This window comes from Nocardioides jiangxiensis (assembly GCF_030580915.1).
GTDB classification, from domain to species: domain Bacteria; phylum Actinomycetota; class Actinomycetes; order Propionibacteriales; family Nocardioidaceae; genus Nocardioides; species Nocardioides jiangxiensis.
In genome coordinates, this window is the sequence record NZ_JAUQTA010000001.1 from 899357 (window position 1) to 925965 (window position 26609).

Annotated in this window: 26 protein-coding genes; 16 read left to right on the forward strand and 10 right to left on the reverse strand. The window is 71.2% G+C overall.

Annotation, left to right across the window (positions count from 1 at the left end):
* Positions 1-4: 4 nt before the first annotated feature.
* Positions 5-439: a hypothetical protein gene (locus tag Q5722_RS04465; RefSeq protein WP_305027009.1), complete on the reverse strand. Its 435-nt coding sequence runs from the start codon at positions 437-439 to the stop codon at positions 5-7.
* Positions 440-678: 239 nt separating this feature from the next.
* Here Q5722_RS04465 and Q5722_RS04470 point away from each other — a divergent pair, with 239 nt between their 5' ends.
* The 6 genes from Q5722_RS04470 to Q5722_RS04495 all read left to right on the forward strand — a co-directional run bounded on the left by Q5722_RS04470 (position 679) and on the right by Q5722_RS04495 (position 7051).
* Positions 679-2865, forward strand: a complete 2187-nt coding sequence (locus Q5722_RS04470) for a DEAD/DEAH box helicase (protein WP_305027010.1) — start codon at positions 679-681, stop codon at positions 2863-2865.
* Between the two features lie 51 nt (positions 2866-2916).
* Positions 2917-3951, forward strand: coding sequence for a GTP pyrophosphokinase (locus Q5722_RS04475; protein WP_305027011.1), 1035 nt, complete (start codon positions 2917-2919; stop codon positions 3949-3951).
* Positions 3948-4352: a DUF2237 family protein gene (locus tag Q5722_RS04480; RefSeq protein WP_305027012.1), complete on the forward strand. Its 405-nt coding sequence runs from the start codon at positions 3948-3950 to the stop codon at positions 4350-4352. Before Q5722_RS04475 ends, Q5722_RS04480 begins: the two co-directional genes overlap by 4 nt.
* 13 nt (positions 4353-4365) lie before the next feature.
* Complete coding sequence (locus tag Q5722_RS04485) at positions 4366-5283, forward strand: WYL domain-containing protein (RefSeq protein ID WP_305027013.1); 918 nt, start codon at positions 4366-4368, stop codon at positions 5281-5283.
* A gap of 1 nt (position 5284) precedes the next feature.
* Positions 5285-6268, forward strand: a complete 984-nt coding sequence (locus Q5722_RS04490) for a helix-turn-helix transcriptional regulator (RefSeq protein WP_305028332.1) — start codon at positions 5285-5287, stop codon at positions 6266-6268.
* Between the two features lie 306 nt (positions 6269-6574).
* Complete coding sequence (locus Q5722_RS04495) at positions 6575-7051, forward strand: ScoMcrA-related endonuclease (RefSeq protein ID WP_305027014.1); 477 nt, start codon at positions 6575-6577, stop codon at positions 7049-7051.
* A gap of 105 nt (positions 7052-7156) precedes the next feature.
* Here the strand turns inward: Q5722_RS04495 and Q5722_RS04500 are convergent, their stop codons facing one another.
* The 6 genes from Q5722_RS04500 to Q5722_RS04525 form a co-directional block, all read right to left on the reverse strand.
* Positions 7157-8656, reverse strand: a complete 1500-nt coding sequence (locus tag Q5722_RS04500; protein ID WP_305027015.1) for an adenylate/guanylate cyclase domain-containing protein — start codon at positions 8654-8656, stop codon at positions 7157-7159.
* A gap of 163 nt (positions 8657-8819) precedes the next feature.
* Positions 8820-10472, reverse strand: coding sequence for a M4 family metallopeptidase (locus Q5722_RS04505; RefSeq protein WP_305027016.1), 1653 nt, complete (start codon positions 10470-10472; stop codon positions 8820-8822).
* 89 nt (positions 10473-10561) lie between these two features.
* A complete protein-coding gene (locus Q5722_RS04510) occupies positions 10562-11281 on the reverse strand; it encodes a hypothetical protein (protein ID WP_305027017.1) in 720 nt (239 codons plus the stop codon).
* 130 nt (positions 11282-11411) lie between these two features.
* Positions 11412-11969: a DUF6318 family protein gene (locus Q5722_RS04515; RefSeq protein ID WP_305027018.1), complete on the reverse strand. Its 558-nt coding sequence runs from the start codon at positions 11967-11969 to the stop codon at positions 11412-11414.
* A gap of 109 nt (positions 11970-12078) precedes the next feature.
* The gene (locus tag Q5722_RS04520; RefSeq protein ID WP_305027019.1) at positions 12079-13350 is read right to left on the reverse strand and encodes an HNH endonuclease signature motif containing protein; all 1272 of its coding nucleotides are present in this window, start codon (positions 13348-13350) and stop codon (positions 12079-12081) included.
* 105 nt (positions 13351-13455) lie between these two features.
* The gene (locus tag Q5722_RS04525; RefSeq protein ID WP_305027020.1) at positions 13456-13701 is read right to left on the reverse strand and encodes a hypothetical protein; all 246 of its coding nucleotides are present in this window, start codon (positions 13699-13701) and stop codon (positions 13456-13458) included.
* 225 nt (positions 13702-13926) lie between these two features.
* Here Q5722_RS04525 and Q5722_RS04530 point away from each other — a divergent pair, with 225 nt between their 5' ends.
* The 6 genes from Q5722_RS04530 to Q5722_RS04555 all read left to right on the forward strand — a co-directional run bounded on the left by Q5722_RS04530 (position 13927) and on the right by Q5722_RS04555 (position 19063).
* Positions 13927-14361, forward strand: a complete 435-nt coding sequence (locus Q5722_RS04530; RefSeq protein WP_305027021.1) for a (deoxy)nucleoside triphosphate pyrophosphohydrolase — start codon at positions 13927-13929, stop codon at positions 14359-14361.
* A gap of 254 nt (positions 14362-14615) precedes the next feature.
* The gene (locus Q5722_RS04535) at positions 14616-15161 is read left to right on the forward strand and encodes a TasA family protein (RefSeq protein ID WP_305027022.1); all 546 of its coding nucleotides are present in this window, start codon (positions 14616-14618) and stop codon (positions 15159-15161) included.
* A gap of 71 nt (positions 15162-15232) precedes the next feature.
* Positions 15233-15799, forward strand: coding sequence for a signal peptidase I (locus Q5722_RS04540; RefSeq protein ID WP_305027023.1), 567 nt, complete (start codon positions 15233-15235; stop codon positions 15797-15799).
* 44 nt (positions 15800-15843) lie between these two features.
* Entirely contained in the window at positions 15844-17634 is a 1791-nt protein-coding gene (locus Q5722_RS04545) for an Ig-like domain-containing protein (RefSeq protein ID WP_305027024.1), read from the forward strand.
* Positions 17635-17669: 35 nt separating this feature from the next.
* The gene (locus Q5722_RS04550; RefSeq protein ID WP_305027025.1) at positions 17670-18362 is read left to right on the forward strand and encodes a response regulator transcription factor; all 693 of its coding nucleotides are present in this window, start codon (positions 17670-17672) and stop codon (positions 18360-18362) included.
* Positions 18362-19063 carry a sensor histidine kinase gene (locus Q5722_RS04555; RefSeq protein ID WP_305027026.1) on the forward strand — a complete coding sequence of 234 codons (702 nt, stop codon included), beginning with the start codon at positions 18362-18364 and terminating at the stop codon, positions 19061-19063. Before Q5722_RS04550 ends, Q5722_RS04555 begins: the two co-directional genes overlap by 1 nt.
* A gap of 3 nt (positions 19064-19066) precedes the next feature.
* On the opposite strand, the gene Q5722_RS04560 is transcribed toward Q5722_RS04555, so the two are convergent.
* The 3 genes from Q5722_RS04560 to nrdR form a co-directional block, all read right to left on the reverse strand.
* Positions 19067-19807 (reverse strand): esterase/lipase family protein, encoded by a 741-nt coding sequence (locus Q5722_RS04560; protein ID WP_305027027.1) that lies wholly within the window; start codon positions 19805-19807, stop codon positions 19067-19069.
* Positions 19808-19872: 65 nt separating this feature from the next.
* Positions 19873-22755, reverse strand: coding sequence for a vitamin B12-dependent ribonucleotide reductase (locus Q5722_RS04565; RefSeq protein ID WP_305027028.1), 2883 nt, complete (start codon positions 22753-22755; stop codon positions 19873-19875).
* 169 nt (positions 22756-22924) lie between these two features.
* Positions 22925-23416, reverse strand: a complete 492-nt coding sequence (gene nrdR, locus Q5722_RS04570; protein ID WP_305027029.1) for a transcriptional regulator NrdR — start codon at positions 23414-23416, stop codon at positions 22925-22927.
* A 346-nt stretch (positions 23417-23762) separates the two neighbouring features.
* On the opposite strand from nrdR, the gene Q5722_RS04575 reads away from it, so the two are divergent.
* From Q5722_RS04575 to Q5722_RS04590, 4 genes are all read left to right on the forward strand, one after another.
* Entirely contained in the window at positions 23763-24110 is a 348-nt protein-coding gene (locus Q5722_RS04575) for a hypothetical protein (protein WP_305027030.1), read from the forward strand.
* A 214-nt stretch (positions 24111-24324) separates the two neighbouring features.
* Complete coding sequence (locus Q5722_RS04580) at positions 24325-24684, forward strand: LysM peptidoglycan-binding domain-containing protein (RefSeq protein ID WP_305027031.1); 360 nt, start codon at positions 24325-24327, stop codon at positions 24682-24684.
* A 240-nt stretch (positions 24685-24924) separates the two neighbouring features.
* Positions 24925-25644: a transcriptional repressor LexA gene (gene lexA / locus Q5722_RS04585; RefSeq protein WP_305027032.1), complete on the forward strand. Its 720-nt coding sequence runs from the start codon at positions 24925-24927 to the stop codon at positions 25642-25644.
* 12 nt (positions 25645-25656) lie between these two features.
* The gene (locus Q5722_RS04590; RefSeq protein ID WP_305027033.1) at positions 25657-26562 is read left to right on the forward strand and encodes a M15 family metallopeptidase; all 906 of its coding nucleotides are present in this window, start codon (positions 25657-25659) and stop codon (positions 26560-26562) included.
* The last annotated feature ends 47 nt before the right edge of the window (positions 26563-26609 follow it).

Below are 26609 nucleotides of genomic sequence, written 5' to 3' on the forward strand. Positions count from 1 at the left end.
GGACTCAGGTCAGCAGCATCCAGGCCAGGGCGAGGAGCACCAGCGCACCCAGGCACACCAGCAGCGTGCCCGAGAGCAGCAGCGGCAGCATGACCCAGGAGCCGACGGGGCGGTGCATCCAGCTGTCCTCGTGCCCGAGCGCCTCGGCGAGGTCGACGGGCAGCGGCGTCGTCGGCGGGATCAGCCGCATCTCCCCGAGCCGGCGGTAGACCGCCGCGGCCTCCTCGAGCCCGATCGGCTCCAGCCCGGCCAGCTCGACGAACCCGTCGTGACCCTGCGTCGAGGCGTCGACCGGCAGCCAGAGGCCGGTCAGGTCGAGGCGCTCCAGGACCGGGTACGGCGGAGCGCCGGCGCCCCGGCGTACCGACTCGCGGTGGAGGGTGATGCTGAGATCGTGCTCGACGCCGGAGCGGTAGTAGCGGCAGGAGCTGGTGTTCATCGCTGTCGAGGGTAAGGCACGTCCGGCTGTCGCGGACGCGGTACGGCACCGGCCACCACCCTCCTGACCGGTCAGCAGACGCCGACGCGCCCGACGCGTACACTGGCCTCCGGCCGGACGCGGGAGTCCGGACCGCACGGGGCTTCTGGGCCCGTCCCCGCAGGGACCGGCACGTCGCTCACCACGCGCGCAGCACGACCCACGTCGTGCGCGGTCGGACCTGACCACAGGAGCACTGCTTGTCCACGCAGCCCACCCAGTCGAGCCGTCGCAACCGCGGCGGACAGGGCAACCGCCGCGGCGGCAACCGCGGCGGCAACCGTGCCGGTCAGGCGCGACGCCGGGACAACGAGGGGATCATCCCCGTGCTCGCGAAGGCGGTCCGCGAGGTCGAGCAGGCCGTGCAGAAGGGCCAGGGCCTCTCCCACCGGTCCCGCTACCAGGCGATCGCCCTGCTGGCACGCAAGGAGCGGCTGCGGGTCCGCGCCGACGACCAGATCTCCGAGCAGCAGCGCGACACCGAGCTGAAGCGCCTCGACGGCGTCGCTACCATCCTCGCCCAGTGCGCCGCCCGTGAGCCCGGCCTGTTCTCCCTCCTCGACGAGAACGCCGAGATCGGCGAGGCCACGCGGCACCGCATGGCCGAGATGCTCGAGGCCGCCGGCCAGGCCGCCGAGGCCGTGGCAGTCGAGGAGTCCCCCGCCGACACCGACGGCGCCGCACCGCGCACCGAGCGCAAGGCCACTCCTCCGTCGGTGATCGCCGCCCGCCTGGCGAACCCGTTCCTCGTCCCCGACTTCAGCCAGGCCGTGCGCCGCGTGCAGGGCACGCTCGTCGGCTGGGAGCTGATCGGGCCGCTGCTCAACTCCTTCGAGCAGCCGGTGCCCGGAGCGCCGGCCTGCATGGAGCTCCCCGAGCCGCGTCCGATGCTGCTGCCGCCGGGCGTGGAGCTGATGGAGCACCAGGCGCGCCTGCTCTCCGCCGTCGCCGGTGGCCACCGCACCTTCCTCCTCGCCGACGAGCCGGGTCTGGGCAAGACGGCCCAGTCGCTACTCGCGGCCGAGGTCGCCGAGGCGTACCCGCTGCTCTGCGTCGTCCCCAACGTCGTCAAGACGAACTGGGCCCGGGAGGCCGCCCGCTGGGTGCCGGGCCGCTCGGTCTCGGTCGTGCACGGTGACGGCAACGACGTCGACGGCTTCGCCGACATCATCATCGTCAACTACGAGGTGCTCGACCGCCACGTCGACTGGATCGGCGAGCACGGCTTCCGCGGCATGGTGGTCGACGAGGCGCACTACATCAAGAACCGCAAGTCGCAGCGCTCGCAGTACGTCGTGGAGATCTCCGAGCGGATCCGGCGCCGGGTGGCCCGTCCGCTGCTCATGGCGCTGACCGGCACCCCGCTGATCAACGACATCGAGGACTTCCGCGCGATCTGGCACTTCCTGGGCTGGATCGAGGAGCGCAAGCCGGGCCAGGCCCTGATGGCGGCCCTCGAGGAGACCCACCTGACGCCGGCGGACCACCCGTTCTACCCGGCCGCCCGCCAGGCCGTGATCGACATGGGCATCGTGCGTCGCCGCAAGGTGGACGTCGCCGCCGACATCCCCGCCCGCCGCGTGGCCGACCTCCCCGTCGAGCTCGAGGGGGCCGAGGGCCGGTCGATCCAGAAGGCCGAGCGCGAGCTCGCCGCGCGCCTCGTCGGCCGCTACGACGCCGCCATCGAGACCCGCCGCTCCTCGCCCGTCGCGGTCGCCTCGGCCGAGGGCGCCGATGGCATCGACCACGACCTGGTACGCCGCGTGGCCGAGCGCGAGGTGGCCGAGGGCTCCGACAACACCACCGGCGAGAACGTCTTCGCGATGGTGCGCCGGATCGGCCGCGCCAAGGCCACGCTCGCCGCGGACTACACCGCGCAGCTGGCGCACTCGACCGGCAAGGTCGTCTTCTTCGCCAAGCACCTCGACGTGATGGACGCCGCGGGTGAGGTCTTCGACAAGCGCGAGATCCGCTATACGCAGATCCGCGGCGACCAGTCCGCCACCGCGCGCACCAAGGCGATCGACGACTTCGTCAACGACCCCGAGGTGAAGGTCATCGTCTGCTCGCTGACCGCGGCGGGCGTCGGCATCAACCTCCAGGTCGCCTCCAACGTGGTGCTCGCGGAGCTCTCGTGGACCGACGCCGAGCAGACCCAGGCAATCGACCGTGTGCACCGGATCGGCCAGACCGAGCCGGTGACCGCGTGGCGCATCCTCGCCGCGCAGACGATCGACACCCGGATCGCGGAGCTGATCGACTCCAAGGCCGGGCTCGCGGCGCGTGCGCTCGACGGTGCCGAGGAGGAGGAGACCGCAGCGGTGGACATCCAGGTCGAGACGCTGGTCTCGATCCTCACCGACGCGCTGCGTGCCCGCACCGCCTGACACCCTCACCGCCTGACACCCGCACCGCCTGACATCTGGCACGCTCGGGTCATGCCCGAGCGCACACCCCCGGTGACGGCCGGCCACGAGCCGGTCGCACGGGCCGTCCGTGAGTACGCCGCACGCCAGCCCTCGCTGGTCCCCGTGACGTCGGCGTGGGTCGAGCTGGTGACCAGCCTGCTCGACGACGCCGGCATCAACTACCTCAGCGTGACCGGGCGGACGAAGACCGTCGCCAGCTTCGCCGGCAAGGCGGCCCGGAGCGGCCCCGACGGCACTCCGCTGTACGCCGACCCGGCCGCGCAGATCACCGACGCGATCGGCGTCCGCGTGATCACCTACGTCCACCGCGACGTGGACGCGGTCGCCGACCTGCTCGCGGAGGAGTTCGCGATCCTCGACGACCGCGACCTCGGTGCCGAGACGGCGCAGCTGGGCGGCTTCGGCTACGCGAGCCGGCACCTGCTGATCGCTCCCCCGCCAGAACGCGAGCTGGCTCCGGCGTACGCGTTGCTGGGGAGGGGCGAGGACGCCCACCACGCGTCGGTCCAGGTGCGTACGGTGCTGCAGCACGCCTGGGCGGAGTTCGAGCACGACATCCGCTACAAGGGCACCATCCCCGAGGAGCACTCGGCGGACTTCGACCGGCGCTTCACCCTCGCGGCGGGCCTGCTCGAGCTCGCGGACCGCGAGTTCTCGGCGATCCGCGAGCAGCTCGAGCGCAGCGTCCCGCAGCACCGCGCCGTCGACGAGTCGGGCGACCCGCGGATCGCGGCGAAGGAGCTGTCGAGCTTCCTGTCGGCGCACTACACCGACGCCGGCTGGTCACGGTCGGACCACTACGGGTGGATCAGTGGCCTCCTGCTCGAGCTCGGCATCACCTCCCTCGACGAGCTCGGTGCGCTGCTCGCCTCGGTGGACAGCGCGGCCCTCCACGAGCGGATGGGCTACCGCCACCCCGCGGGCGCGGTCCGCAAGCTCGACGACGCGCTGCTGGCGATCTTCGGCGACCGCTACGCGACCCTGCACGGCAACGCCCACCGCACGCCGCTGCTGCGTGCCCGTCTGGCGAGGATCGAGGCATGAGCTTCCAGGTCCCGGTCGAGCGGAACGTCCTCGGCGGGCCGCTCGAGGAGTGCGGCACCGACCCGATGACCGGCTTCCACCGCGACGGCTCGTGCGCCTGCGGCCCCCACGACGCCGGCCTCCACGCGGTCTGCGCCGTCATGACACCCGAGTTCCTCGCCCACCAGCAGTCGGTGGGCAACGACCTGGTCACCCCGCGACCTGAGTGGCACTTCCCCGGCCTGGTGCCCGGCGACCGCTGGTGCGTCGTCGCGGCCCGCTGGCTCCAGGCGTACGCCGCCGGCGCCGCCGCCCCGGTCGTCCTCGCCGCCACGAGCGAGAGGGCACTCGAGGTCGTGCCGCTGGAGGCGCTCAAGCAGTGCTCCGTCGACGTTCCCGACGACCCGGGCAGCCTCGCCTGACAGGATGGCCCGCGTGACGAAGGGCGGACGGGACCAGCGCGCGCCCATGGAGCGGATCATCGGCTTCATGGCGCTCCTCCACGATGCGCGGACCCGTGGTCGCGCGGGCGTACCCGCCACGGAGCTGCTCGCGTCGGCCGGGTGGGAGGACGCCGGCGACGGCATCACCGCCCTCAACCGTGACCTCAAGGCCCTGCGCACTCTCGGCTGGCGGATCGAGAACGTCTCCGCCAAGGGCCTCCCGGCCGTCTTCCGGATGACCAGCGTCGACAACCGCCTCAAGCTCCGCCTCACCCCCGGCCAGCAGGCCGCCCTGCGCCGCGCCGTGCTCCTCGCGGACCGCGCGGACCTCGCCGACCAGCTCGACCTGCCCGAGGACGCCGCGCCCGCGCCCCTGGCAGCCTCCGTCACGGCCGACGACGCGCCGGAGCTGACCGCTGTGGTCGCCGCCGTCCGCAGCAAGGCCCGGCTGCACTTCCGGTACTCCGGCACTCCCCGCGTCGTGCACCCCGCCTCCCTGCGCACGCAGCAGGGCCGGTGGTACCTCCGCGGCAACGAGGACGGCAGCACCGTGGTCAAGCGGTTCGTGGTGAGCCGGATGAGCGAGGTCGCCGCCGATGCCCCCGGCACAGCGGCACCCGTCGCCGACACCGAGCCCGAGAGCCTGCACCCGCTCGCCTGGGAGGTCGACTCCCCCGTCGAGGTGACCCTCCGTGCGCCGCAGCAGTACGCCGCCGACGTACGCCGCTGGCTGGGTGCCCCTGTGGAGGAGAGCGAGGAGGGCGCGGACGCTCTCCTCGTCTACCGCGTGACGCACCGGGCGGCCATGCGGGCGCGGATCTACCAGCTGGGCACGCGCGTGCGGGTCGAGGGCCCGGAGGGCTTCCGCGACGAGCTGCTCGCCGAGCTCGCGACGATGGCAGGTGAGTGAGATGGCCGCCCCGAAGTACATCCAGCGCTTCGCCCGCCTGCCCGAGGTCTTCGACCTGCTGACCGGACGTCCCGGCGGCCTGCCGCTGCGGCAGCTCGCCGATGCCGTCGGCACGAGCGTCGACGAGCTCCGCGAGGACCTGCTGACCTTCTACGCGACGGAGCCCCGCAACGCGCTCTTCGGCCTCCAGCGCCCCGACTCGATCGACTTCTGTGCCGCCGACGGGTCCGACGCGGACCCCGCCGACGCCGAGGTCGTGCGGATCATCGGCGAGCAGCCGTGGGACGAGCTGGGCGTCGAGTACCTCGATGCGTCCGAGCTGGCGCTGATCTACACCGCCGCGACCGCGCTGCTCGAGATCCGGCCCGACGACGAGGAGCTGCGCGGCGCGGTCGCCGTGCTGACGCAGACCATGCTCGGGGGCCTGGACGCGGACGCTGCGGTCGCCACCCCACACGATTCGTGGCATTCCTCGCTCGAGCCCCTGCAGGCCGCGGTGGACGGCCACCGGCGGGTCCGGATCACCTACTCCGCGGCCTGGTCCGAGGGTGTCCGCGAACGGGTCATCGAGCCGTGGCGCCTGGTCCAGACCCGCCGGGGGTGGGAGGTCGACGCCGGCGTCGACGGCGACGTGCGGACCTACCTGCTCGCTCACATCCGCTCGCTGGAGGTGCTGGAGGAGACCTTCGAGCCTCCCGCGGACGTCGACGCCCGGATCGAGGCCCAGCGCGCGACCACGACCGTCCGGGTGCGGGTCCCCCACCGCGCCCGCTGGGCGGCCGACTTCCACGCCGAGCGGGTCGACGTCGTGACCGACGACGAGCTCACCGCCACCCTCGACCTCGCCCTCCTGCCGCCCGTCGAGCAGCGGATCGGCCAGCTGCTGCTGGTCGCCGGCGAGGACGCGCAGGTGCTCGCGCCGGCCGGGCTGATCGCCGCCGGCCCGGCCCTGGCGGAGCAGCTCCTCGCCCACCACCGCGGCTGATCCGGCCCCTCCGCGGGCGCACGTGACGCGGCGTCGACACCAAGCGGTCCAGACCGGTCATGCCGCATCCGCGCACTTTCGTCACGGCTCCTGCGGGCGACCACCTACTGCCCCTAACCTCCCGTCCATGGCCGTCGAGTGGAGCTGTGTCGTCGTGGTGCACCGCCTTGCTGCTGTCGTGGTCGCCCTCGGTCCCCTGCTGCTGAGCAGCCCGCACCTCGGCTGACGCCCGACGGGTGGTGAGCATCACCGCGATCGGGGCGGTCCGTGGTGCGCGCGACCTCTGCGTGCGCCTAGCCTTGGCATGTGCAGAACTTCGCCCTGGTCACCCGGATCCACGTCCTCACCGCGATCAAGGTCCACGACCAGGGAGGCGCCCAGGCGTTCGTGGAGCAGCACGGCCTCGACGAGACCGGAGACATCGTGCTCGTCGAGCGCGGCAAGCGCTACGACTACCGCGCGCTGCTCGCCTTCGCGCACGGAAAGGCGACCGGCACGACGCTCGACGCCAGCACGATCGGCTTCGACCGGGTCAAGGTGCTGACCGACCTCGGCTTCACGGTCGCGTCCGCCTCCGAGCTCGACCGCCCGGCGCCCACGCGCGGCTCGACGCGCGTGCCCGGCTCGCCGCGCTCGGCGACCCCGCGCACCACCGTTTCCCGGACGCCGAAGGCGCCGGCCGCCGCGCCCAAGGCACCCGCCAAGCCGGAGCCGGAGATCAAGCTCTGCCCGTCGTGCTTCACCCAGCTGCCCGCATCGGGGCAGTGCGACTTCTGCGAGTGACCACCGCGGCGCGAGCCGCTGCCCGGACGGCTGCCTGACCGACTGGCTGACTGACCGACTGGCTGGCTGGCTGGCTGCGCGCCGAGCCCCGGGCGCGGCGACCGGTCACCAGCGGGTCAGGGCGTGGATCGCCACGCCGCCCGCGCGGCCGCGGAGCTCACGCTCGCCGCGGTCCTCGAGCTGCACCGGAGTGGTGAGGGCCTTCGCCGTGGTGTCCGCGAGCAGGATCGGGTCACCCGTCAGCCGGGTCATCTCCTCGATCCGCGCTGCCACGTTGACCGTGTCGCCCACCAGGGTGAACTCGAGCTTGCCCCCGCCTCCGACGGTGCCGGCGATGACCGGGCCACTGGCGATGCCGACCCCGACCGTGAGGTCCTCCCCGAAGCGGGCGTGGACGGCGTCCTGGATCTCCGTGGCCGCGGCGACCGCGCGGTCGGCGTGGTCCTCGTGCGCCTCCGGGACACCGAAGACCGCCAGCATGCCGTCGCCGAGGAACTTGTTGGCGTGGCCACCGTGCCCCCGCAGGATCGGTACCGCGATCCCGAAGAGCTCGTTGAGCCGTGCCACGGTCTCGGCCGCCGTGCTGGCCTGGGAGAACGCCGTGAACCCGACGACGTCGATGAAGACGACCGTCGCGTCGACCTCCTCGCCCTCGAAGAGCTCCGAGCCCCGCTCGAGCAGCCGCTGCGCGAGCATCGGGTCGACGTACGCGCCGAAGGCTGCCTGGAGGCGCTCCCGCTCCAGCAGGCCGGCCTGCATGCGGTTGAAGGACCGTGCGAGCTGGCCGAACTCGTCGTCACTGGTGACCGGCACGCGCCGGTCGAGGATGCCGAGCGCGACCCGCTCCGTGCCCTCGCGCAGGTCGCGGACCGGACGCAGCACGGGACCCACACCGAACGGCGCGAGGACGATCGCCGTGCCCACCGCGAAGGGAAGGGCGATCAGGGGCGCCAGGACGTACTGCTGCGCGTCAGTGCGGGCGTAGGAGACGACGAGGGCCACGACCCAGCAGCCGATGATGCTGCCGAGCAGGATGATCGTGAGCAGGCGCGCCGCCACGGCCCGGCGCGGCTCGCGCAGCGCGTCCTCCCGCAGCACCGCGTCGAGCTCTGCCTGGACCGGCCAGAGCGCGGCCTCGACGATCACGGAGCCGAGCACGCCGCTGCCGATGACGAGCGCCGGGGCCGAGAAGGCCATCGCGAGGTTCACCGGCCAGCTCAGCCCGACGGCGTTGCCGAGCAGCGGAGCGACCAACAGCATCGGCAGGCCGCCCGCCAGCCCGTAGATCAGCGGGATCCGGTCGAGCCGGTTCAGCGCCGCGCGCGTACGCCGGGGGTCGGTCTGGTCACCCCGCCCCCAGCGGTTGAGCATCAGCCGGGCCTCGCGGGTCGAGAGGAGCAGCGAGATGGCGCCGCACAGCTCGGTGACCATGAGGAAGGTGCCGCCGACGTAGAGCAGGTCGCCGATGCCGCGGTGCAGCGAGATGGCCCAGGCGATCATCCCGATGCCGATCACGAAGACCGGCCAGAAGAGCAGCTGGAAGATCAGGAGCCCGGCGTAGTGGGCCCGGTAGCGCGCCCAGAGCCACGGGGCCAGAAACTCCATGGATGCGATTGTGACGGGTCCATGTGACCGCTGTCACCTCGACGGAGGACCGCCGCCCGACCAGGCGACGGCGTCGTAGCCCGCGTGCCGGTGGACGCCGGATCGCCCGGGCGACCGGGCCGTGAGGCGGAGCCGGTCGCCCGGCCCCGCCTCGTCCCCCATGTCAGTGGACGCCGGAGGCGTCCCAGGCTGCTGCGACCGCACCGTGCTGGACGCTCGCCGGGCCGTAGAGGTCCGCGGCGGCGTCGAGCGTCGCGGTGCGCGCAGCGGCGTAGGTCGTGCCGGAGGTCATGTAGGTGGTCAGCGCGCGGTACCAGATCTGGTCGGCCTCATCGCGACCGATGCCGGCCACCTGCGTGCCATCGCAGCTCGGCGCGTCGTACGCGACGCCGTTGATGGTCCGCGCGCCGGTGCCCTCGGACAGCACGTAGAAGAAGTGGTTGGCGATACCCGAGGAGTAGTGGACGTCGAGGCTCTTCGCGGTCGAGGACCAGCAGGTCGCCGAGTGGCCGTCGGTCGCGGGGTCGTCCATCCGGCGCAGTGGCGTGGTGCCGTTGAGCGCGAACTGCTCGCCGATCAGATAGTCGCCGGGGTCGGACGGGTTGGCGGCGTGGAACTCGACCATCGTCCCGAAGATGTCCGACGTCGCCTCGTTGAGGCCTCCAGCCTCCCCCGAGTACGCCAGGCCGGCCGTGTGCTCCGTGACGCCGTGGGACATCTCGTGGCCGGCCACGTCGAGCGACACCAGCGGTCCGTACGTCGTGCCGTTGCCGTCGCCGTACGTCATGCGCGTGCCGTCCCAGAAGGCGTTGACGTAGTTCTTGCCGTAGTGGACCCGGTTGTAGGAGCCCGTGCCGTTGCCGAAGATCCCCTCGCGGCCGTGCACCTGCTCGTAGTAGTCCCATGTGGCATTCGTGCCGTACTGCGCGTCGACGGCCACCGTCTCCGCGCTACCGGTCGTGCCGTCGCCCCAGGACGTGTCCGTGCTGGGCAGCTGGGCCTCCCTGGCGCAGCCGACGCCGAGGTTGAGCAGGCCGCCGCAGAGCGCACCGTCCTGGGTGTTGGCGACCGTCACGGTGTAGGTGCCACCCCTGGTCGGGTCCTTCAGCACGTACGACGAGCCCGACTGCGACACCTGCAGCGGGACGTGGCCCGACCACAGCGACTCGCCGTCGCCGTCGATGGTCTCGATCCTCTCCTCGCGACGGAGTACGTCGCCGGTACGGGCGTCGACGTACGTCCGGAGGGAGCTGGGTGTGCCGTCGACGTACCTGCCGACGCTGGTGACCTCCCACGCGAGCCGCGGTGCCCCTCCGAGGGTGTCGACGACGAGCCGTGCACCGCGGGCGTCGAAGCCGCGGATCCGCGCCGTCGTGGCGTCACGGGCCTCCGCGGCGCGCTCGGCGTCGGCCTGCGGCACCGTCGGCACGACCGGGAGATCGAGGGGAGCGGCGAGCGTCTGACTGGTCCCCCGGTACGCCGCGCCAGGTCCCTCATGGACGACCAGGTCGCCTCCCCGGACCGGCAGGCCCTGGTAGGTGCGGTCGAGCCGCACATGGCGACTGCCGTCGGCATCGGCCTGGACGCGGCCCGCGACGAACCCGATGCCGTCGGAGAGCAACGCCGTGCGCGGGTGGCTCTCCAGCTGGTCGAGCGCGGCGGCGACGACGGCTCGCGCGCTCGCGGTCGGACCGCCGTCCCCGCCAGCAGCGGCGCGGGCGGGGCTCGCCGTGCCGCTGAAGGCGACTGAGGCGAGGGCGGCGGTGGCGAGGCCTACCGCGGCGGACGAACGGGACAGGGCACTGATCCGGTGCATCAAGGACTCCTGGTCTGCCGGCGGCCCGAGTGCCGCCGGTCCCCGCCACTCTGTCCCGGGGCCCTGGATGCGGCAACCCCGGACGCGGCTCAGTAGCCGTTGAGGACCGGCTCACCCTCGACGATCGTCAGGGTCGCGACCGGCCCCTGGCGGGTGACCGTCCCGTCGACCTCCTGCCAGGGGCCACTGCCGACCCGGTACTGCGCCGACCACGTGACCGTGACGCTGGGATGCACTGTCGCCGTGTGGCCGTAGATGTGGGTGATGTAGCCGTCGATGTCCGGGCTGCCGTTGCGCCACGCCTTGCCGGCCCAGTCGGTCGCCTGGCTGGTGCCGTCGCCGTGGTGCCACGTGAAGCCGGTGGGTCGGATGCGCAACTCGACCCGCTTGCCCAGCAGCGTCAGTGTCTTCGTGAAGGCCGTCGCCCGCGTGGAGAAGATCGTCTCGAGGCCGACGAGGGTCTTGCCGTTCGGCGGCTGGATGCGCAGGGCCGAGGTCGGCAGCGGCACACGGCGGAACGCCTGGAATACCAGTGAGGGGAGGCTCGGCTTGGCCGCCTGGGATGCAGTGGGGGTACAGGGCCCGCCGTACTCGAAGTCAGTGGTGCCGGCTTGGAAGGCGAAGACCGTCTGCAGCATGTAGCCGGTCGGCGAGTCAGCCAGAGGAACGCAGGACGTCACCGGCCGGCAGTCCGCGTCGATGTTGGCGGCCCCACACGCCGGCAGTGCTTGATCGTCTTTGATCGACGTCGAAGGACTCCCGGCGGGCTTGGCAACGGTTCCACCGCCGTAATCCTCCGCAGCAGCCACAAAGTCACCGTGGCCCGCCTCCACTGATGCCCCATCGTCGCCGAACGCAGTTGTCGTGCCAGCAATGAAGGCCCCGGGGAAGACCAGAAGCGGGAGCCATCGCTGGCCGCCCTGCCAAAAGGATGCGCGCCTACCCATCGAGTCGGTCCAGCCCCAGGAATTCAAATCCGCCCGACCAACGCGCGCCGGCGTAGAACAAGAACCTTTGACGCGGCTGTCGGTCGCTGGTGCGCTCCCTTCCGCTCATCACAGCTTGCGGAGCTTGCTCGACACGGACCGCGAACCGATAGAGCGGCGGCTCTGTCTTCGGATCAGCTTCAACTGCGCGGACAACCCAGCCACCACCGCGGAGTTGGCCGTCACCATAGATCGCTTCGATCTCCCTCTTGAGATTCGAACACGTCTTGCACTCCTTGACCGACACAGCCATGAAGGGTTCTGTGTCGCCGGTGTGCATGGCATAGGTGACGGCAGCGAACCAGTACTTCACAAACGCCTTCGCGCCGACGGCGTCATTGCGCCGCGCCAGGTCTGGCAGGACCGGCGCCACCGGGCCGGTCGGCGAGGAAGAGACCGTCGGGGTCGGCGCGTCCGACGAGGCAGAGGGCTTCGGGTCGTTGCCGCAGGCAGCGAGTCCGAGCACGAGCACCACCGCAACGGCGGGGGCGGTCAATCGATGAGGAGCCATGAAGGGCCGTCCTTGAGTCCCGAGAAGGCGCGCACCCACGGACCAGGGCGCGCAGCAGCACCGTAGGCCGACCCGCCCCACCTCGGGAAGTGCCTCTCCACAGCAGAGCTCAGCGCCGCAGCACCGCCCGTAGCCCTCCGCCGGGCAGCGCGGTCACCGCATACCGATCGTCGTGGACGACATGATGGTGGCGGGGGCAGATCAGGATGCCGCGAGCGAGATCGGTAGGCCCTCCGCTGGACCAGGGATCCAGATGGTGCGCCTCGCACCACTCCCCCGGCACGTCGCAGCCCTCGAAGCCGCAGGTCGACTGGCGGACCGCCATCGCCCGCCGCTGCGCCTTGCTGAACAACCGCCGCGAACGCCCCAGGTCGAGCACCTCGGAGCGTCCGCCCAGCACCACCGGCAGCACGCCTGCCTGGCACGCCAGGCGACGCACCTCGCCGACAGGGACCGGCTCGCCATCAGCCATGCCGATCCCGACACCAGCGAGGAGCTTCTCCCACTCGATCGTCACGACCACCTGCGTCGCGTCACCGCCGTGGATCGGCAGCCTTGCCGGGTCCGCCGCCTCCAGGAACGCCGCGAACGCCTCGCCCAGCACGCGGTCGTGCGGAAGCCGGCGACCGGTCACCGGGTCGAGGTACCGCGACGCACCCGACCCGGATCCGGCAGCAGCTTCGTGACGCGGGGAGGAAAACGCCTCGAGGCAGGTCCGCAACCGCTGAGCGACCGCGTCCGGCACCTGCCCACTGAACCGGGTCGCGCCGTTGCCCAGCGGCCGGAACGAGAGCCGCGACGCGGCCCGTGCCTTCTCCAGCTCGGCTTCGAGCTTGGCGCGCTCGGCGTCCTCGAACGCATCGGGATCGATCGCGGCCAGCACCCCGTCGCCGAGGCGTCGCAGCTCCTTCGGACTGAAGTCGGCACCCGCATCGAGCAGGTGGCCGAGCGCCTCCGCCCGGACCTCGGCCGAGACCTCGGCCCCCAGCGCATCGACAGCCCGGACGACGACGTCCGCATGCGCGACGGAGATCCGCCCCGCCCGCAGCGCCGCCACGACCTCCGGGAACCGTGCACCATCCGCTGCGAGGCGCTGCAGCACTCCGGTCACTCCGGCCGCCTCGTGCGACGCCGCCGCCAGCCAGGCACCCGCCGAGCGGGCACCGTGCTCGTCGGCCACGTCACCGGCCACGGCGAGCGTGTCGACCAGCAACCCGTCGACCGAACGCTTCACGTGCAGGAGCGTCAGCAGCAGGTCTTCCTTCTCGAGCACGCTGAGGAAGGTCGGGTCATTGCCCGCCACCTGCTTGAGCTGCTCGTCCAGCGCATGCGCCGCCGCCACCAACGGCGGCTCATGCGCGGACCCCGAGAAGAAGTCCATGGGACCATCGTCCTTCGAACATGTGTTCGATGTCAATGGGTGGTCCACACGTTTCCGCAGGTCAGAGAGGCTTTTCTGTGGACAGAAAGGGGGCTGGGGCCAGTCTCAGCGCAGGTCGTCTGGCGCGACCACGCGCAGCCCCACGTCGTTGGCGACGTGCACGGGCCACACCGGCGAGGCCGCCACGAGGGCGCCCACCCAGGCACGGTCAGCACTGCAGAGCGGAGCCGCTCCCGGCCGGCAGTGGAGCAAGGCCACCTCCACTCCCTCGAACGAACCGAACACGTGCCGGAGCCCGTCGACGGCCCCTTCGTCCGGCCGCACCGGCAGCTCGTCGATCTCGGTCACCATCAGCGCCCGGTCTCGCGGGAGTCAGCAGCACCCAGACCCGTGGTCGCCCGAAGCCGAGCTCGCCCATCAGCGCTCGCCAGTGACGCTCGAGACCGGCCTGGTCGCGGATCGGTGGCATCTGGTCGGGCGGCAGCAGCGTCGGTGTCTCCATGGTCCGACCCTGTGCCGACCCACAGCACGGCGCCACTGCGGCGGCGTACGACTGTGGACAACTAGCCTTCCCGCATGCCCACCCCCGAGCCGGTACGCCGCCACGTCGCCGTCGTCGGCGCCGTCATCGTCCGCGACGGGCTGGTCCTCTGTGCCCGGCGCGGTCCGGGCAGCCAGGCGGGGCTGTGGGAGTTCCCGGGCGGAAAGGTCGAGGCGGGCGAGAGCCCGACGGAGGCGCTGGCACGCGAGGTCCGCGAGGAGCTCGGCTGCGCCGTCACGGTCGGCGACGAGGTCACCACGACCACCCACGCCTACGAAGCGGTCACCGTCACCCTCACCACCTACTGGTGCTCCCTCGCGGCGACCCCGGACGCCACGCACGCGACCGTGCTCGAGCCGATTCCCCACGAGCACGCAGAGCTCGCCTGGCTCGCGCCGGCCGAGCTCGACCGCCTCGCCTGGGCGCCGGCCGACATCCCGGCGGTCGAGCTCGTCCGCACGCGCGCCTGACCCAGCGCAGAGGCCGCCACCGCCCGCCTCCGCAGGCGCTTCCACGTCCCTCCCCGTGACGGCCGTCTGGCCGATCGGACAGGTCGGAAGGCCCCCTGCCACCCGGGCCCAGGCCCTGTGCCGGCAGCCCGGAGTTCCCTGTTGCCGAACCGTTGCCCTCCTGTGGGATTCGGGTGGCGAACTCGTGGATCGCCCATTCATAGCGTGAGAACGCCAGCGCAGAAGAGCGCTCCACACCTGGGAGGGAAGCCCCAATGTCCAGCAGCAACCGCACCAAGATCCTCGTCCCCCTGGCCACCCTCGCGATCGCCGGTGGCATCGCGGTCGGCTCGGGTGCGACGTTCACGTCCACGACCGGCAACACGATCAGCGCCGTCACCGCCGGCACGCTGACGCAGACCAACTCGAAGGACGGCAGCGCGATCTTCTCGCTGACCAACATCAAGCCCGGCGACACCGTCAACGGCACCCTGACGCTCACGAACACCGGCTCCCTGCCGGCGAAGTTCAGCCTCACCGAGGTCTCCTCGGCCAACGGCTTCGGCGGCACCAGCGGCGCCGACCTGCAGCTCACGATCACCGACGTCACCAGCTCCACCACGGTGTACGACGGCACGTTCGGCGGCCTCGTCGACGGTGCCGCGCAGCAGCTCGGCACGTACGCCGCGGGCGACGCCCACCAGTACCGGTTCACCGTGAAGCTCGTCCAGGACGCCCCGAACGCCGACCAGGGCAAGACCGCCAACGCGACCTACCGCTGGGACGCCATCCAGCTCGACGGCGCCACCACCAACCAGTGATCCTCCGGAAGGGGGCCGCCCATCCCCCCCCTCGCGCCGCCCCCTTCCGGAAATCCTCCTCAGGAGCCCCGATGACGAACGCACTCCGCCGTCCGGCCGCCTGGCTCGGGGCGGTCGTCCTCCTCCTCGAGCTCGCCGCCGGCCTCTTCCTCGTGGCCCCGGCGCTGCTCGGCTACGACCGCTACGTCATCACGGGCGGCTCCATGACCGGAACGATCGACAAGTACTCGATCGTGTTCGAGAGGGAGGTCCCCGTCGGCGGGCTGGAGGTGGGCGACATCATCACCTACCTGCCGCCCGCCGGCTCCGGGACCGACTCCCTCGTGACGCACCGGATCATCTCGATCGGCACCTCGCCCGACGGACTCCGCGTCCTGCGCACGCAGGGCGACGCGAACCCCGATCCGGACCCCTGGAAGTTCGAGCTCGTGCAGCCTGCGGTCAATACCGTCGCCTGGCACGTGCCGTACGCCGGGTGGCCCCTCATCGCCCTCGCCGACCCACAGGTGCGCCGGTTCGTGATCGGCCTGCCCGCCGTGGCTGTCGCCCTCTTCGCGGCATGGGAGCTGGTGGGAGCCGTGCGTCGGTCCCGTGCAGGGGACGAGACCGACGCCCGACTCCCCCAGACCGCCGCCTGACCCACGCTCCACGTCGGAGCTGCGCCACTCCGAGGAGGAGACCCGTGTACCGCATCCTGGCCCTGTTCTCGCTGCTCAGCCTGCTGCTGGCGGCGACGCTCGGGATGCCGGCGACCTCGGGGGCGACGTACGTCGCGACCTCCTCCGCCACGGCCTCGGTGCAGGCCTCCTCCGACTGGACGCCGCCGACGGCGACGCTCGCTGACCCGGGTTCCCCGGTCAAGGACACGGTCACACTCACCGCGACCGCCTCCGACGGCGAGTCGGGCATCGCCAGCGTGGTCTTCGAGGCACTGCCCAACGGCGGCGCCTGGAGCACGCTCTGCACGGTCACCACGGCGCCGTACACGTGCAGCTGGAACACGAAGCTGGTCGCCGACGGCGGCTGGACGATCCGCGCCCGCGCGATGGACAACGCCGGCTACGCCTCCACGTGGTCTTCGGTCAGCACCGTCGTCGCCAACAACCTCCTCGTCGTGCTCGACAACCCGGGCGACACCCTGCGCGGCACCGTCCCGCTAGCGGCCCGCGTCTACAACTCGGGCGTCCTGTCGCTGACCACGCGCATCGAGTACTCCGTCGCCGGCGCCGACAACTGGAAGACGGCCTGCAGCGGGCTGGGCAGCACGCTCTCCTGCAGCTGGGCGTCGATCGGCGTCACCAGCCAGGACTACGACTTCCGTGCCGTCGCCGTCGTCGGCGTCACGACCTACGCCTCGGCCGTCTGGACCGACGTCACCGTCGACAACGTCGCACCGACGGTCACCATGACCGACCCCGGCACTCCCCTGCGCGGCACCGTCACGCTCGCCGCCACGGCCGCCGACGCCGGCTCGGGCCTGGCCTCGGTCACCTTCCAGTACGCCCTCTCCGGCAGCTCCACCTGGACGCCGGCGTGCACCTCGGGCGACACCGCCACCTGCCGATTCGCGACGACGGCGCTCGCCGACGCGACGTACTCCTTCCGGGCGGTGGCCGCCGACCTCGCGGGCAACACCGCCACCTCCGCCACGATCGCCAACCGGGTCGTCGACAACTCGGTCACGTCGGTCTCCGTCGAGGACCCGGGCGCCTTCCTCACCGGCACCGTCACGGTGAACGCCAACGCCTCCTCGACCGGCGGCATCGTGAACGTCGTCATCCAGCGGGCTCCGGCCGGCGGCTCGACCTGGACCGACCTGTGCACCGACACCACGTCGCCGTACTCCTGCAGCTGGAACACCACCGGTGTGGCGGACGGCCTCTACGACCTGCGGGCGGTGGCGCTCGACGGGCGCGGCGCCACGACGATCTCCAGCGTGGTCAGCAGCCGCCGCGTCGACAACAGCCCCTTCCGGGCCTACGACGTGCAGGCAGTCAACGGCGGCGCGTCGGCCGGCAAGCTCGACGCCGGCGACCAGCTCCAGCTGACCTACAGCAGCCTGCTGCAGACCACCTCGATCAGCGCTGGCTGGAACGGCAGCGCGCTCGCCGTGCAGCTGCGGCTCCGTGACGGCAACGTGCTCGGCCTGGGCAACAAGGGCGACACCCTCGACGTGCTGCGCAGCGGCAGCGTCCTGCCGCTCGGCTCGGTGAACCTGAAGGAGGAGTACGCCAAGTCCGGCAAGACGATCACCTTCAACGCGACCATGACCGCGGTCCAGGTGACCGTGAACGGCGCTCCGGCCACGCAGGTCGTGGTCACCCTCGGATCCGTCGCCAGCGGCACCGGCCTGCGCGGCGGCAACCCCTCCGCGATGGTGTGGACGCCATCGACCGCCGCGACCTCCGCCACCGGTGCGGCCTGCGCAGGCATGCCGGCGACGGAGACGGGAACGGTGGACCGTGACTTCTGACCCGTCGGGACCGTGTGCTCCCTATGCTTCTGCCCATGCCAGCCCGCCTGCTCGTGATGGAGGACGACGACGACGTCGCCGGTCCGCTCCTGCGTGCACTGGCCCGGGAGGGGCACGCGGTCGAGCGTGTGGCCTCCGGAGCCGAGGGGCTGTCGCGAGTTGCCGACGGTGACATCGACCTGGTCCTCCTCGACCTCGGCCTGCCCGACATGGACGGCCTCGAGGTCTGCCGGCTGCTGCGCTCCAGCGGCTACGACGGCGGTGTGCTCATGCTGACCGCCCGCTCCTCCGAGCTCGACCGCGTGGACGGCCTCGACGTCGGCGCCGACGACTACCTCGCCAAGCCCTTCGGGCTCGCCGAGCTCCATGCGCGCACCCGCGCGGTCCTCCGGCGTACGGCGAGGACGGCTGCTCCGGCTCCTGCCGCTCCCGTGAGCCCCGAAGGACTCCGCGTCGACCGCGAGGCCCGCCGCACCTGGGTCCGCGACCGCGAGCTGGTCCTGACCGGGAAGGAGTTCGACCTCCTCGCCCACCTCTGCGAGCGCCGCGGCACCGTCGTGACCCGCGAGGCCGTGATGGACGCGGTGTGGGACGAGAACTGGTTCGGCTCCACCAAGACCCTCGACGTGACCATGGCGCGCCTGCGGCAGAAGCTCGACGACGCGGGCCTCCCGGGCCTGATCACGACCGTGCGCGGCGTGGGCTTCCGGCTCGACGGGAACTCGTGATGGCCGCGTCCTCCGACGCGGAGCGTGTCGCCGAGCTCGACCGGCTCGACGCGCTCTCCCCCACCGGCGAGGACCTCCAGGAGCTCGTGGCCCTCGCGGCCCGCGTGCTCGGCGTGCCCAAGGTCGCGATCAACCTGATCAGCGCCGACGAGCAGCACCAGGTCGCCGCCCACGGGTTCGACCCCGCGATCTGTTCCCGCTCCGACTCGATGTGCGCGGCCGTGCTCGCGGAGCCGGCGCCGGTCGTCGTGCCCGATGCCCGCAGCGACGAGCGCTTCGCCGCCAACCCCTTCGTCACCGGCGAGATCGGCGAGGTGCGGTTCTACGCCTCGGCGCCGCTCGTCACTCTGCGCGGTGTCCACATCGGCCGGCTCTGCGCCTTCGACGACGTGCCCCACGAGGAGCTCGCCTCCCCCGAGATGCTCGCGGTGCTGGCCGACCGGGTCGTCGACCTGCTCGAGCTCCGCGCCCAGGCACGGGAGCTGGCCCGCACCCGCGCGCGGCTGACGTCGTTCGTCACCCAGGTCAACCACGACCTGCGCAACCCGCTGAGCGCCCTGCTGGCCAACGTCGAGCTGCTCGAGTCCGAGCCCGCCCTCGCCGAGGACGCGTCGCTGGAGGAGCTGGTGACCGGCGCCCGGCGTTCGGGTGAGCGGATCAGCACGCTGCTGGACGAGCTGACGCCTCCGCCGGGCGCGTAGGCGTCAGCAGCCTGCGGCGTACGCGTAGCAGCGGAGCTTCGGCTCCGCCTTCAGCATCGGCGCACCCGAGAGCGTCATCAGCGGCACCGGCGTGGTGACCAGCGACGGGATGCCGGTGAGCAGCGGCGCGAACGACACCACGTCCAGCGGGTTGATGCCCGGCATGTAGAGCCGCTTGCACACGCTCCTGTCGACGCGGGTCGCGACGGCCGGTCCGCTGTGGTCGAGCGCGTCCATGACGATGCCGTAGACGGCGGGCGACACCGTGCCCATCATGACGTGCTCGTAGGGGTCGCCCGCGCAGACCGAGTGCACCTCGATGTTGGCGATGCGTCCGGCGCCGGTGGTCAGGCCGCCCGACGCGTAGGGCATCACGACCTCGTCGAGCCGGGTGTAGATGTTCGTGTAGTCGATGCCCGCGAAGGTCTCCGCGCCCGAGTTGAGCGCCTTGATGAACGTCGAGTCGGCCTGCTGCTGCAACACCGCCGGCGTACACGTGGTGAGGCTGGCGACGCCGCAGACGGGCAGCGCCCTGGTGCCGTGGTTGGACGGCGCCATGCCGATGACCTCTGCCACCTTGGTGCGCACGTCGGGCCAGAACCGCAGCGCCCAGCGACCGCTCATCCCGCCCTGCGAGTGGCCGAGGATCGTCACCTTGCGACCGGTCTGCGCGTACATCGTGCGGATCGCGTAGACGATGTACTCCGCCGCCGTCTGGATGTCGCCGAAGGTGTGGAACGGCATCGGACCGACAATGCGCGGAGGCGCGCGGCGCTCCCTCACAGGAGCACCGCGCGCCTCGACGTACGTCAGCTGCAGCCGGAGGTGCTGCCGCAACCCTCGCAGACGTAGCACGAGCCAGCGGGGCGCATCTTCGTGCCACACGTGAAGCAGAGCGGCGAGTCGACGGCGGTGCCGGTGATGATCTCCAGCAGCTCGGCGGAGGTCTTCGCAGCGCGCTCCGGAGCAGCGGGCTCGACGACCTCAGCCTCGACCACGGTCTCCTTCTCGACGACGGCGGGGCGGTCGGCGATGGCCGGCTGCTCGACGGTCTTGAGGGAGTCCGCCTCGGAGATCTCGAGCGGCTCGTAGGAGCCGGTCTCGAGGTGGCGCTGGCGCTCCTCGGCCGAGTAGATGCCCAGGGCGGAGCGGGCGTCGAAGTCGAGGTAGTCCAGGGCCAGGCGGCGGAAGATGTAGTCCATGATCGACTGCGCCATGCGGACGTCGGCGTCGTCGGTCAGGCCGGCCGGCTCGAAGCGGAGGTTGGTGAACTTCGCGACGTAGGTCTCGAGCGGCACGCCGTACTGCAGGCCGATCGAGGTGGCGATCGAGAAGGCGTCCATGACACCGGCCAGGGTCGAGCCCTGCTTGCCGAGCTTGAGGAAGACCTCGCCGAGCGAGCCGTCCTCGTGGGCACCCGAGGTCATGTAGCCCTCGGCACCACCGACGGTGAACGACGTGGTTCGCGAGACGCGCGACTTCGGGAGGCGCTTGCGGGTCGGGGCGTAGACGACCTTCTCCACGACCTTCTCGACGACCTGGGCGTCGGCGTCAGCCGCAGCCTTGTCGGCGGCGTCCTTCTTGGCCTTGCCGCCACCGTCGGCCAGCGGCTGGCCGACCTTGCAGTTGTCGCGGTAGACGGCGGTCGCCTTGAGGCCGAGCTTCCAGGACTCCATGTAGACGTCCTCGATCTCCTCGACGGTCGCCGACTCCGGCAGGTTGACCGTCTTCGAGATCGCGCCGGAGAGGAACGGCTGGCAGGCCGCCATCATCCTCACGTGGCCCATCGGCTTCAGGGCGCGGGCACCCATCGCGGTGTCGAACACCTCGTAGTGCTCGGTCTTGAGGCCCGGGGCGTCGATGACGTGGCCGTGCTCGGCGATGTACTCGACGATCGCCTCGACGGTCTCCTCGTTGTAGCCGAGCTTCTTCAGCGCCCGCGGGATCGTCTGGTTGACGATCTGGAGCGAGCCGCCGCCGACGAGCTTCTTGAACTTGACCAGCGAGAAGTCCGGCTCGATGCCGGTCGTGTCGCAGTCCATCATGAAGCCGATGGTGCCGGTCGGCGCGAGCACCGAGGCCTGCGCGTTGCGGAAGCCGTTGGTCTTGCCCAGGTCGACGACCTTCTGCCACTCGGCCGTCGCGAGCTTGTGGACCTCGGCGTCGGCGATGTGCAGCGTGCGGACCTGGTCGTTGGCCGCCTGGTGCTTGCGCATGACGCGCTGGTGCGCCTCGGCGTTGCGGGCGTAGCCGTTGTACGGGCCGACGATCGCAGCGAGCTCCGCCGAGCGGCGGTACGACGTGCCGGTCATGAGCGACGTGATCGTCGCCGCCATGGAGCGACCGCCCTCGGAGTCGTAGCCGAGGCCCATCGCCATGAGCAGCGCGCCGAGGTTGGCGTAGCCGATGCCGAGCTGGCGGTAGTCGACCGTGGTCTTGCCGATCGCCTCGGTCGGGAAGTCGGCGAAGCAGATGGAGATGTCCATCGCGGTGATGATCACCTCGACGGCCTTCGCGAAGCGCTCGCCGTCGAAGGTGTCGTCGTCCTTGAGGAACTTCAGCAGGTTGAGCGACGCCAGGTTGCACGAGGAGTTGTCGAGCGACATGTACTCCGAGCACGGGTTGGACGCGGTGATGCGGCCGGTCTCGGGGTTGGTGTGCCAGTCGTTGATCGTGTCGTCGTACTGGATGCCCGGGTCGGCACAGGCCCACGCGGCCTCGGCGATCTTGCGCCACAGGGCGCGGGCGTCGACGGTCTCGATGACCTCGCCGGTGGAGCGCGAGCGGAGACCGAACTCCTTGCCCTCCTCCACGGCGCGCATGAACTCGTCGGACACGCGGACCGAGTTGTTGGCGTTCTGGTACTGGACCGAGGTGATGTCCTTGCCGCCGAGGTCCATGTCGAAGCCGGCGTCGCGCAGCGCGCGGATCTTGTCCTCCTCGCGCCACTTCGTCTCGACGAACTCCTCGATGTCCGGGTGGTCGACGTCGAGGACGACCATCTTGGCCGCACGACGCGTGGCGCCGCCCGACTTGATGGTGCCGGCAGACGCGTCGGCGCCACGCATGAAGGAGACCGGGCCGGAGGCGGTGCCGCCGGACTTCAGCAGCTCCTTGGAGGAGCGGATGCGGGAGAGGTTGAGGCCGGCGCCGGAGCCGCCCTTGAAGATGAAGCCCTCCTCCTTGTACCAGTTGAGGATCGAGTCCATCGAGTCGTCAACGGAGAGGATGAAGCACGCGGAGACCTGCTGCGGAGCGGTCGTGCCGACGTTGAACCAGACCGGGGAGTTGAAGGAGAAGTACTGGTTGACCAGCAGCCAGGTCAGCTCCTCCTCGAAGACCTTCACGTCGGCCTCGGAGGCGAAGTAGTGGAAGTCGCGGCCGGCGGCGACGTACTTGCTGACGACGCGGTCGATGAGCTGCTTGAGGCTCTGCTCGCGGTTGTCGGCGCCGACGGCACCGCGGAAGTACTTCGTGGTGACGATCGTCGAGGCGTTGACGGACCAGAAGTCCGGGAACTCCACGCCACGCTGCTCGAACACGGTCTCGCCGGTCTTCCAGTTGGTCTGGACGACGTCGCGACGCTCCCAGTTGATCGCGTCGTAGGGGTGCACACCCTCGGTGCTGAAGACGCGCTCCATCTTCAGGCCCTTCCCGGTTGCCTGCTGTGCGGCGGAAACCGTCTCGGTCATCGTCTCTCCATTTCCCATGATCTGCCGGCGTGATGCTTCTTGGCTGCTGCTGCGTACTGCTGGTGCTGCTGCGTACTGCTGGTGGTGCTGGTGCTGCTGGTGGTGCTGGTGCTGCGTCGTCTGGAGGCCCGGCAACAAGCTTCCCCACTCGATGCCGGGCCGGTCTGTGTCACCCGCTCGGGGTGAGGTCCTTCTCGAACGCCGGATCAGCGGCCGCCCTCTCCAGACGGAGGGCGTCGATCTCCTTGGCGAAGTCCTCGGCGGACTCGAACGCGCGGTAGACGCTCGCGAACCGGAGGTAGGCCACCTCGTCGAGCGCCCGTAGCGGGCCCAGGATCGCGAGGCCGACCTCGTGCGCCGGGAACTCCGCCTGGCCGCTGCAGCGCAGCGCGTCCTCGACGTCGTGGCCCAGGCGGGCGAGCTGGTCCTCGGTGACCGGACGGCCCTTGCAGGCCTTCCGGACACCGCTGATCGCCTTGTCGCGGTTGAACGGCTCGGTCGCGCCGGAGCGCTTGCTGACCATGAGCTGCATCTGCTCGACCGTCGAGAAGCGGCGGTCGCAGGCGGGGCAGACCCGGCGGCGGCGGATCGCGGCGCCGTCGTCAGCGACTCGGGAGTCGAGCACGCGGGTGTCGGTGTTGCGGCAGTGTGGACAGTGCATCGCTCGGCTCCCCTCGTCCGTCGTCTTCGCGCCTGGCGCCTGTGGATTGCTGTGGATAAAGGCGCCCTGGCTGTTGATGGCGCCGGTCACACCTGTTGACTACATGTGGAGAACCACAACGGTGTAACTACTAGATGTAGTGGTAACCGTACGTCGCGACCACCAGCGCCGCAAGCCGCCTCGTCGCCACGGGCGACGCGATCGGCGTGTCGGATGTGGTCCAGGTCGCAAAAGCGCAGGTCAGCACGGAAGAGCCGGTTTCCGGCGCCGAAATCGCAGCTCGGCGTGTCGGGCGTGTCGTCGATTGTTGGTCATGCGGAACGCCCTGCCGTGACAGAATCCCCGCGTGACGAACGGGTCGAAGCACGCAGGCAGCCGCAAGGCTTCCCGCCGGGCTCGCCCCCGCCGCTCGCTCGACACGCGCGTCGCGAAGTACGCCGTGGCCGTCACCCTGTGCGTCGTCGCCTGGGGCTACCTCGTGTGGGCCGCCATCGACTTCGGCGCGACCGCTCGCGGCGGCAACGGCGCCGCGTGGTTCTTCCTGCTGCTCGCCTGCATCGGCGCGGCCTCCTGTCTCTTCGCCGGCCTCATGCTCGGCGTCCGGCTGCTGACGGTGCTGGGCATCCTCGCCCCACCCGCCGGCTCCCCCGACGCCCCTGCGCGGCCCGCCGGCGGACGTCGCGCCGCGCGCTGATCCGACCGGCCGGCCGCGCCGAGCACGTGACGCAGGCCTCGAATCTTTTTTCGAACAGAGCCTTGCGTCATTCGAACACATGATCTAACTTCGATCACGTGTTCGATCGAACGTCTGATCGATCTCCCGACCGGAGCCGTTCCCCCGGTTGTGTCGGGGGCCCTGACTAGACATTCGCTCGTCACCCCGACCGACTCTTCCCCGGAGGTCCCCGATGAGCACGATCAGCTTCGCCCCCACGTTCGAGATCCGTCCCGCCCGCACCGGGCCGGCACCCGCAGGCCAGCTCCGGCTGACCCGCCGTGGCCGCCTCGTCGTCTTCATGGGCGCCGTGCTCGTCGTCTTCGCGCTCGCCTTCGTGATCATGGGCGGCTCGAGCGCCTCGACCGACGCGGGCGGCTCGCCGACCGCGACCGAGCGCATCGTCGTGGCCCCGGGGCAGACCCTCTGGGACATCGCGTCGGCGCACAGCGACGGCGACGTCCGCGCCACCGTCGACGCCATCGAGAAGCTCAACGCCCTCGATGGCGCGATGCTCTACGCCGGCCAGGAGCTCTACATCCCGGTCGACTGACACAGACTGCGGCCACCACTGGTGGGTGGCCGCCCAGGTTCCCGCGCGTCGCCTCGACCCCGGCGCGCGGGATGGGGAAGACGCGGGGCGGGCGCTGCAAGGGAAGGCAGCACCCGCCCCGCCTCACATTTCAGCCCACGTCGGGGCGACACGCGGTTCGAACACATGTTTGAAGCCGTGCGTGATCACGACTACGTTGGACCCATACCGACCAGCCCTCCACGACGTAAGGCGCAGACGATGGCGACTCCTCCTCGCAAGGTCACCGAGCTCCCCGACGGTCCTGCTGACGCGACCGGCCTGACGCCGCGGCAGCAGCGCATCCTCAACGTCATCCGCGACGCCCTCGAGGCGCGCGGCTACCCGCCCTCGATGCGCGAGATCGGCGACGCGGTCGGCCTGACGTCATCCAGCTCGGTGTCACACCAGCTCAAGGTGCTGGAGCAGAAGGGGTTCCTCAAGCGCGACCCCAACCGGCCGCGTGCCATCGAGGTCTTCCTGCCCGAGGTGCTCGCTGCCCGGCGTTCGATCGGCGCGGCCGAGGAGGTCTCCTACGACGAGACCGGCATCGGCGACTCGGTGCCGGCCGCGACCTACGTGCCGGTCGTGGGGCGCATCGCCGCCGGCGGCCCGATCCTGGCGGAGGAGCGCGTGGAGGACGTGTTCCCGCTGCCGAAGAGCCTGGTCGGCGACGGCACGCTCTTCCTGCTCGAGGTCTCCGGTGACTCGATGATCGACGCCGCCATCTGCTCCGGCGACTACGTCGTGATCCGCCAGCAGCCCACCGCCACCAACGGCGACATGGTCGCCGCGCTCCTCGACGGCGAGGCCACGGTCAAGACCTTCAAGAAGAAGGACGGCCAGGTCTGGCTGATGCCGCACAACGACGCCTACGACCCGATCGACGGCACGCACGCGTCGATCCTCGGCATCGTCACCGCGGTCCTGCGCCGCGTCTGACACGCTGGGGCCGTGACGCCCCGACGCTTCCTCACTGCCCTCGTCGCGACCTCGGTCCTGGCGGGGGCAGTGGCATGTGCACCACGCGACGACGCCACCCCTGGCCTCACCACGCACGCGTCGACGCCCAGCTCGACGGCCTCGGCCAGCTCCGACCTCGACGCCCTCGCCTCGTCGGCGGCGGCTGCGGCGTCATCCATCAACGCGCCCCTGCCCGGCACCGTGCCGCCCACCTGGCTCGGCACCCGCCCCCTCCCCCTCCGCGCCGACGGCTACGGCATGGTCCGGACGACACCGAAGGAGCTGCGCGAGCGACGCTTCACGCTGCCCGACACCGTGGCCGAGCTGCCCGGCTCCGGCTTCGCCGCGCGCATCGTCGCGCCCGCGCCGGCCGACGTCATCGCCCGCTCGACGTGGCAGCCCGGGTGCCCCGTCGGCAAGGAGGACCTGGCCTGGGTCCGCCTGACCTTCCGGGGCTTCGACGGCGCCCGCCACACCGGGGAGCTCCTGCTCAACCGGTCGGTGGCGGCGCCGGTGGCATCGGTGTTCCGGGAGCTGTGGCGGCAGCGCTTCCCGCTCGAGGAGATGCGGGTGACCACGCGGGCCGAGCTCGACGCCCCGCCGTACGGCGACGGCAACGACACCAGTGCCTTCGTCTGCCGTCCGGCGGTCGGGTCGAGCCGGTTCAGTGAGCACGCCTACGGCCTGGCCGTGGACGTGAACCCCTTCCAGAACCCCTACACGAAGGGCGACCTCGTCCTGCCCGAGCTGGCCGGCTCCTACGTCGACCGGGACCCGCTCCGGCCGGGGATGCTGACGCCTGGGGCGATCGCCGCGTTCGCCCGGATCGGGTGGGAGTGGGGTGGCGACTGGCACACGCTGAAGGACCGGCACCACTTCAGCCTCCACAACCGATGACTATTACTACCTAATGGTAGCAATGCGTCGCGAACCGGCGTAGAGTC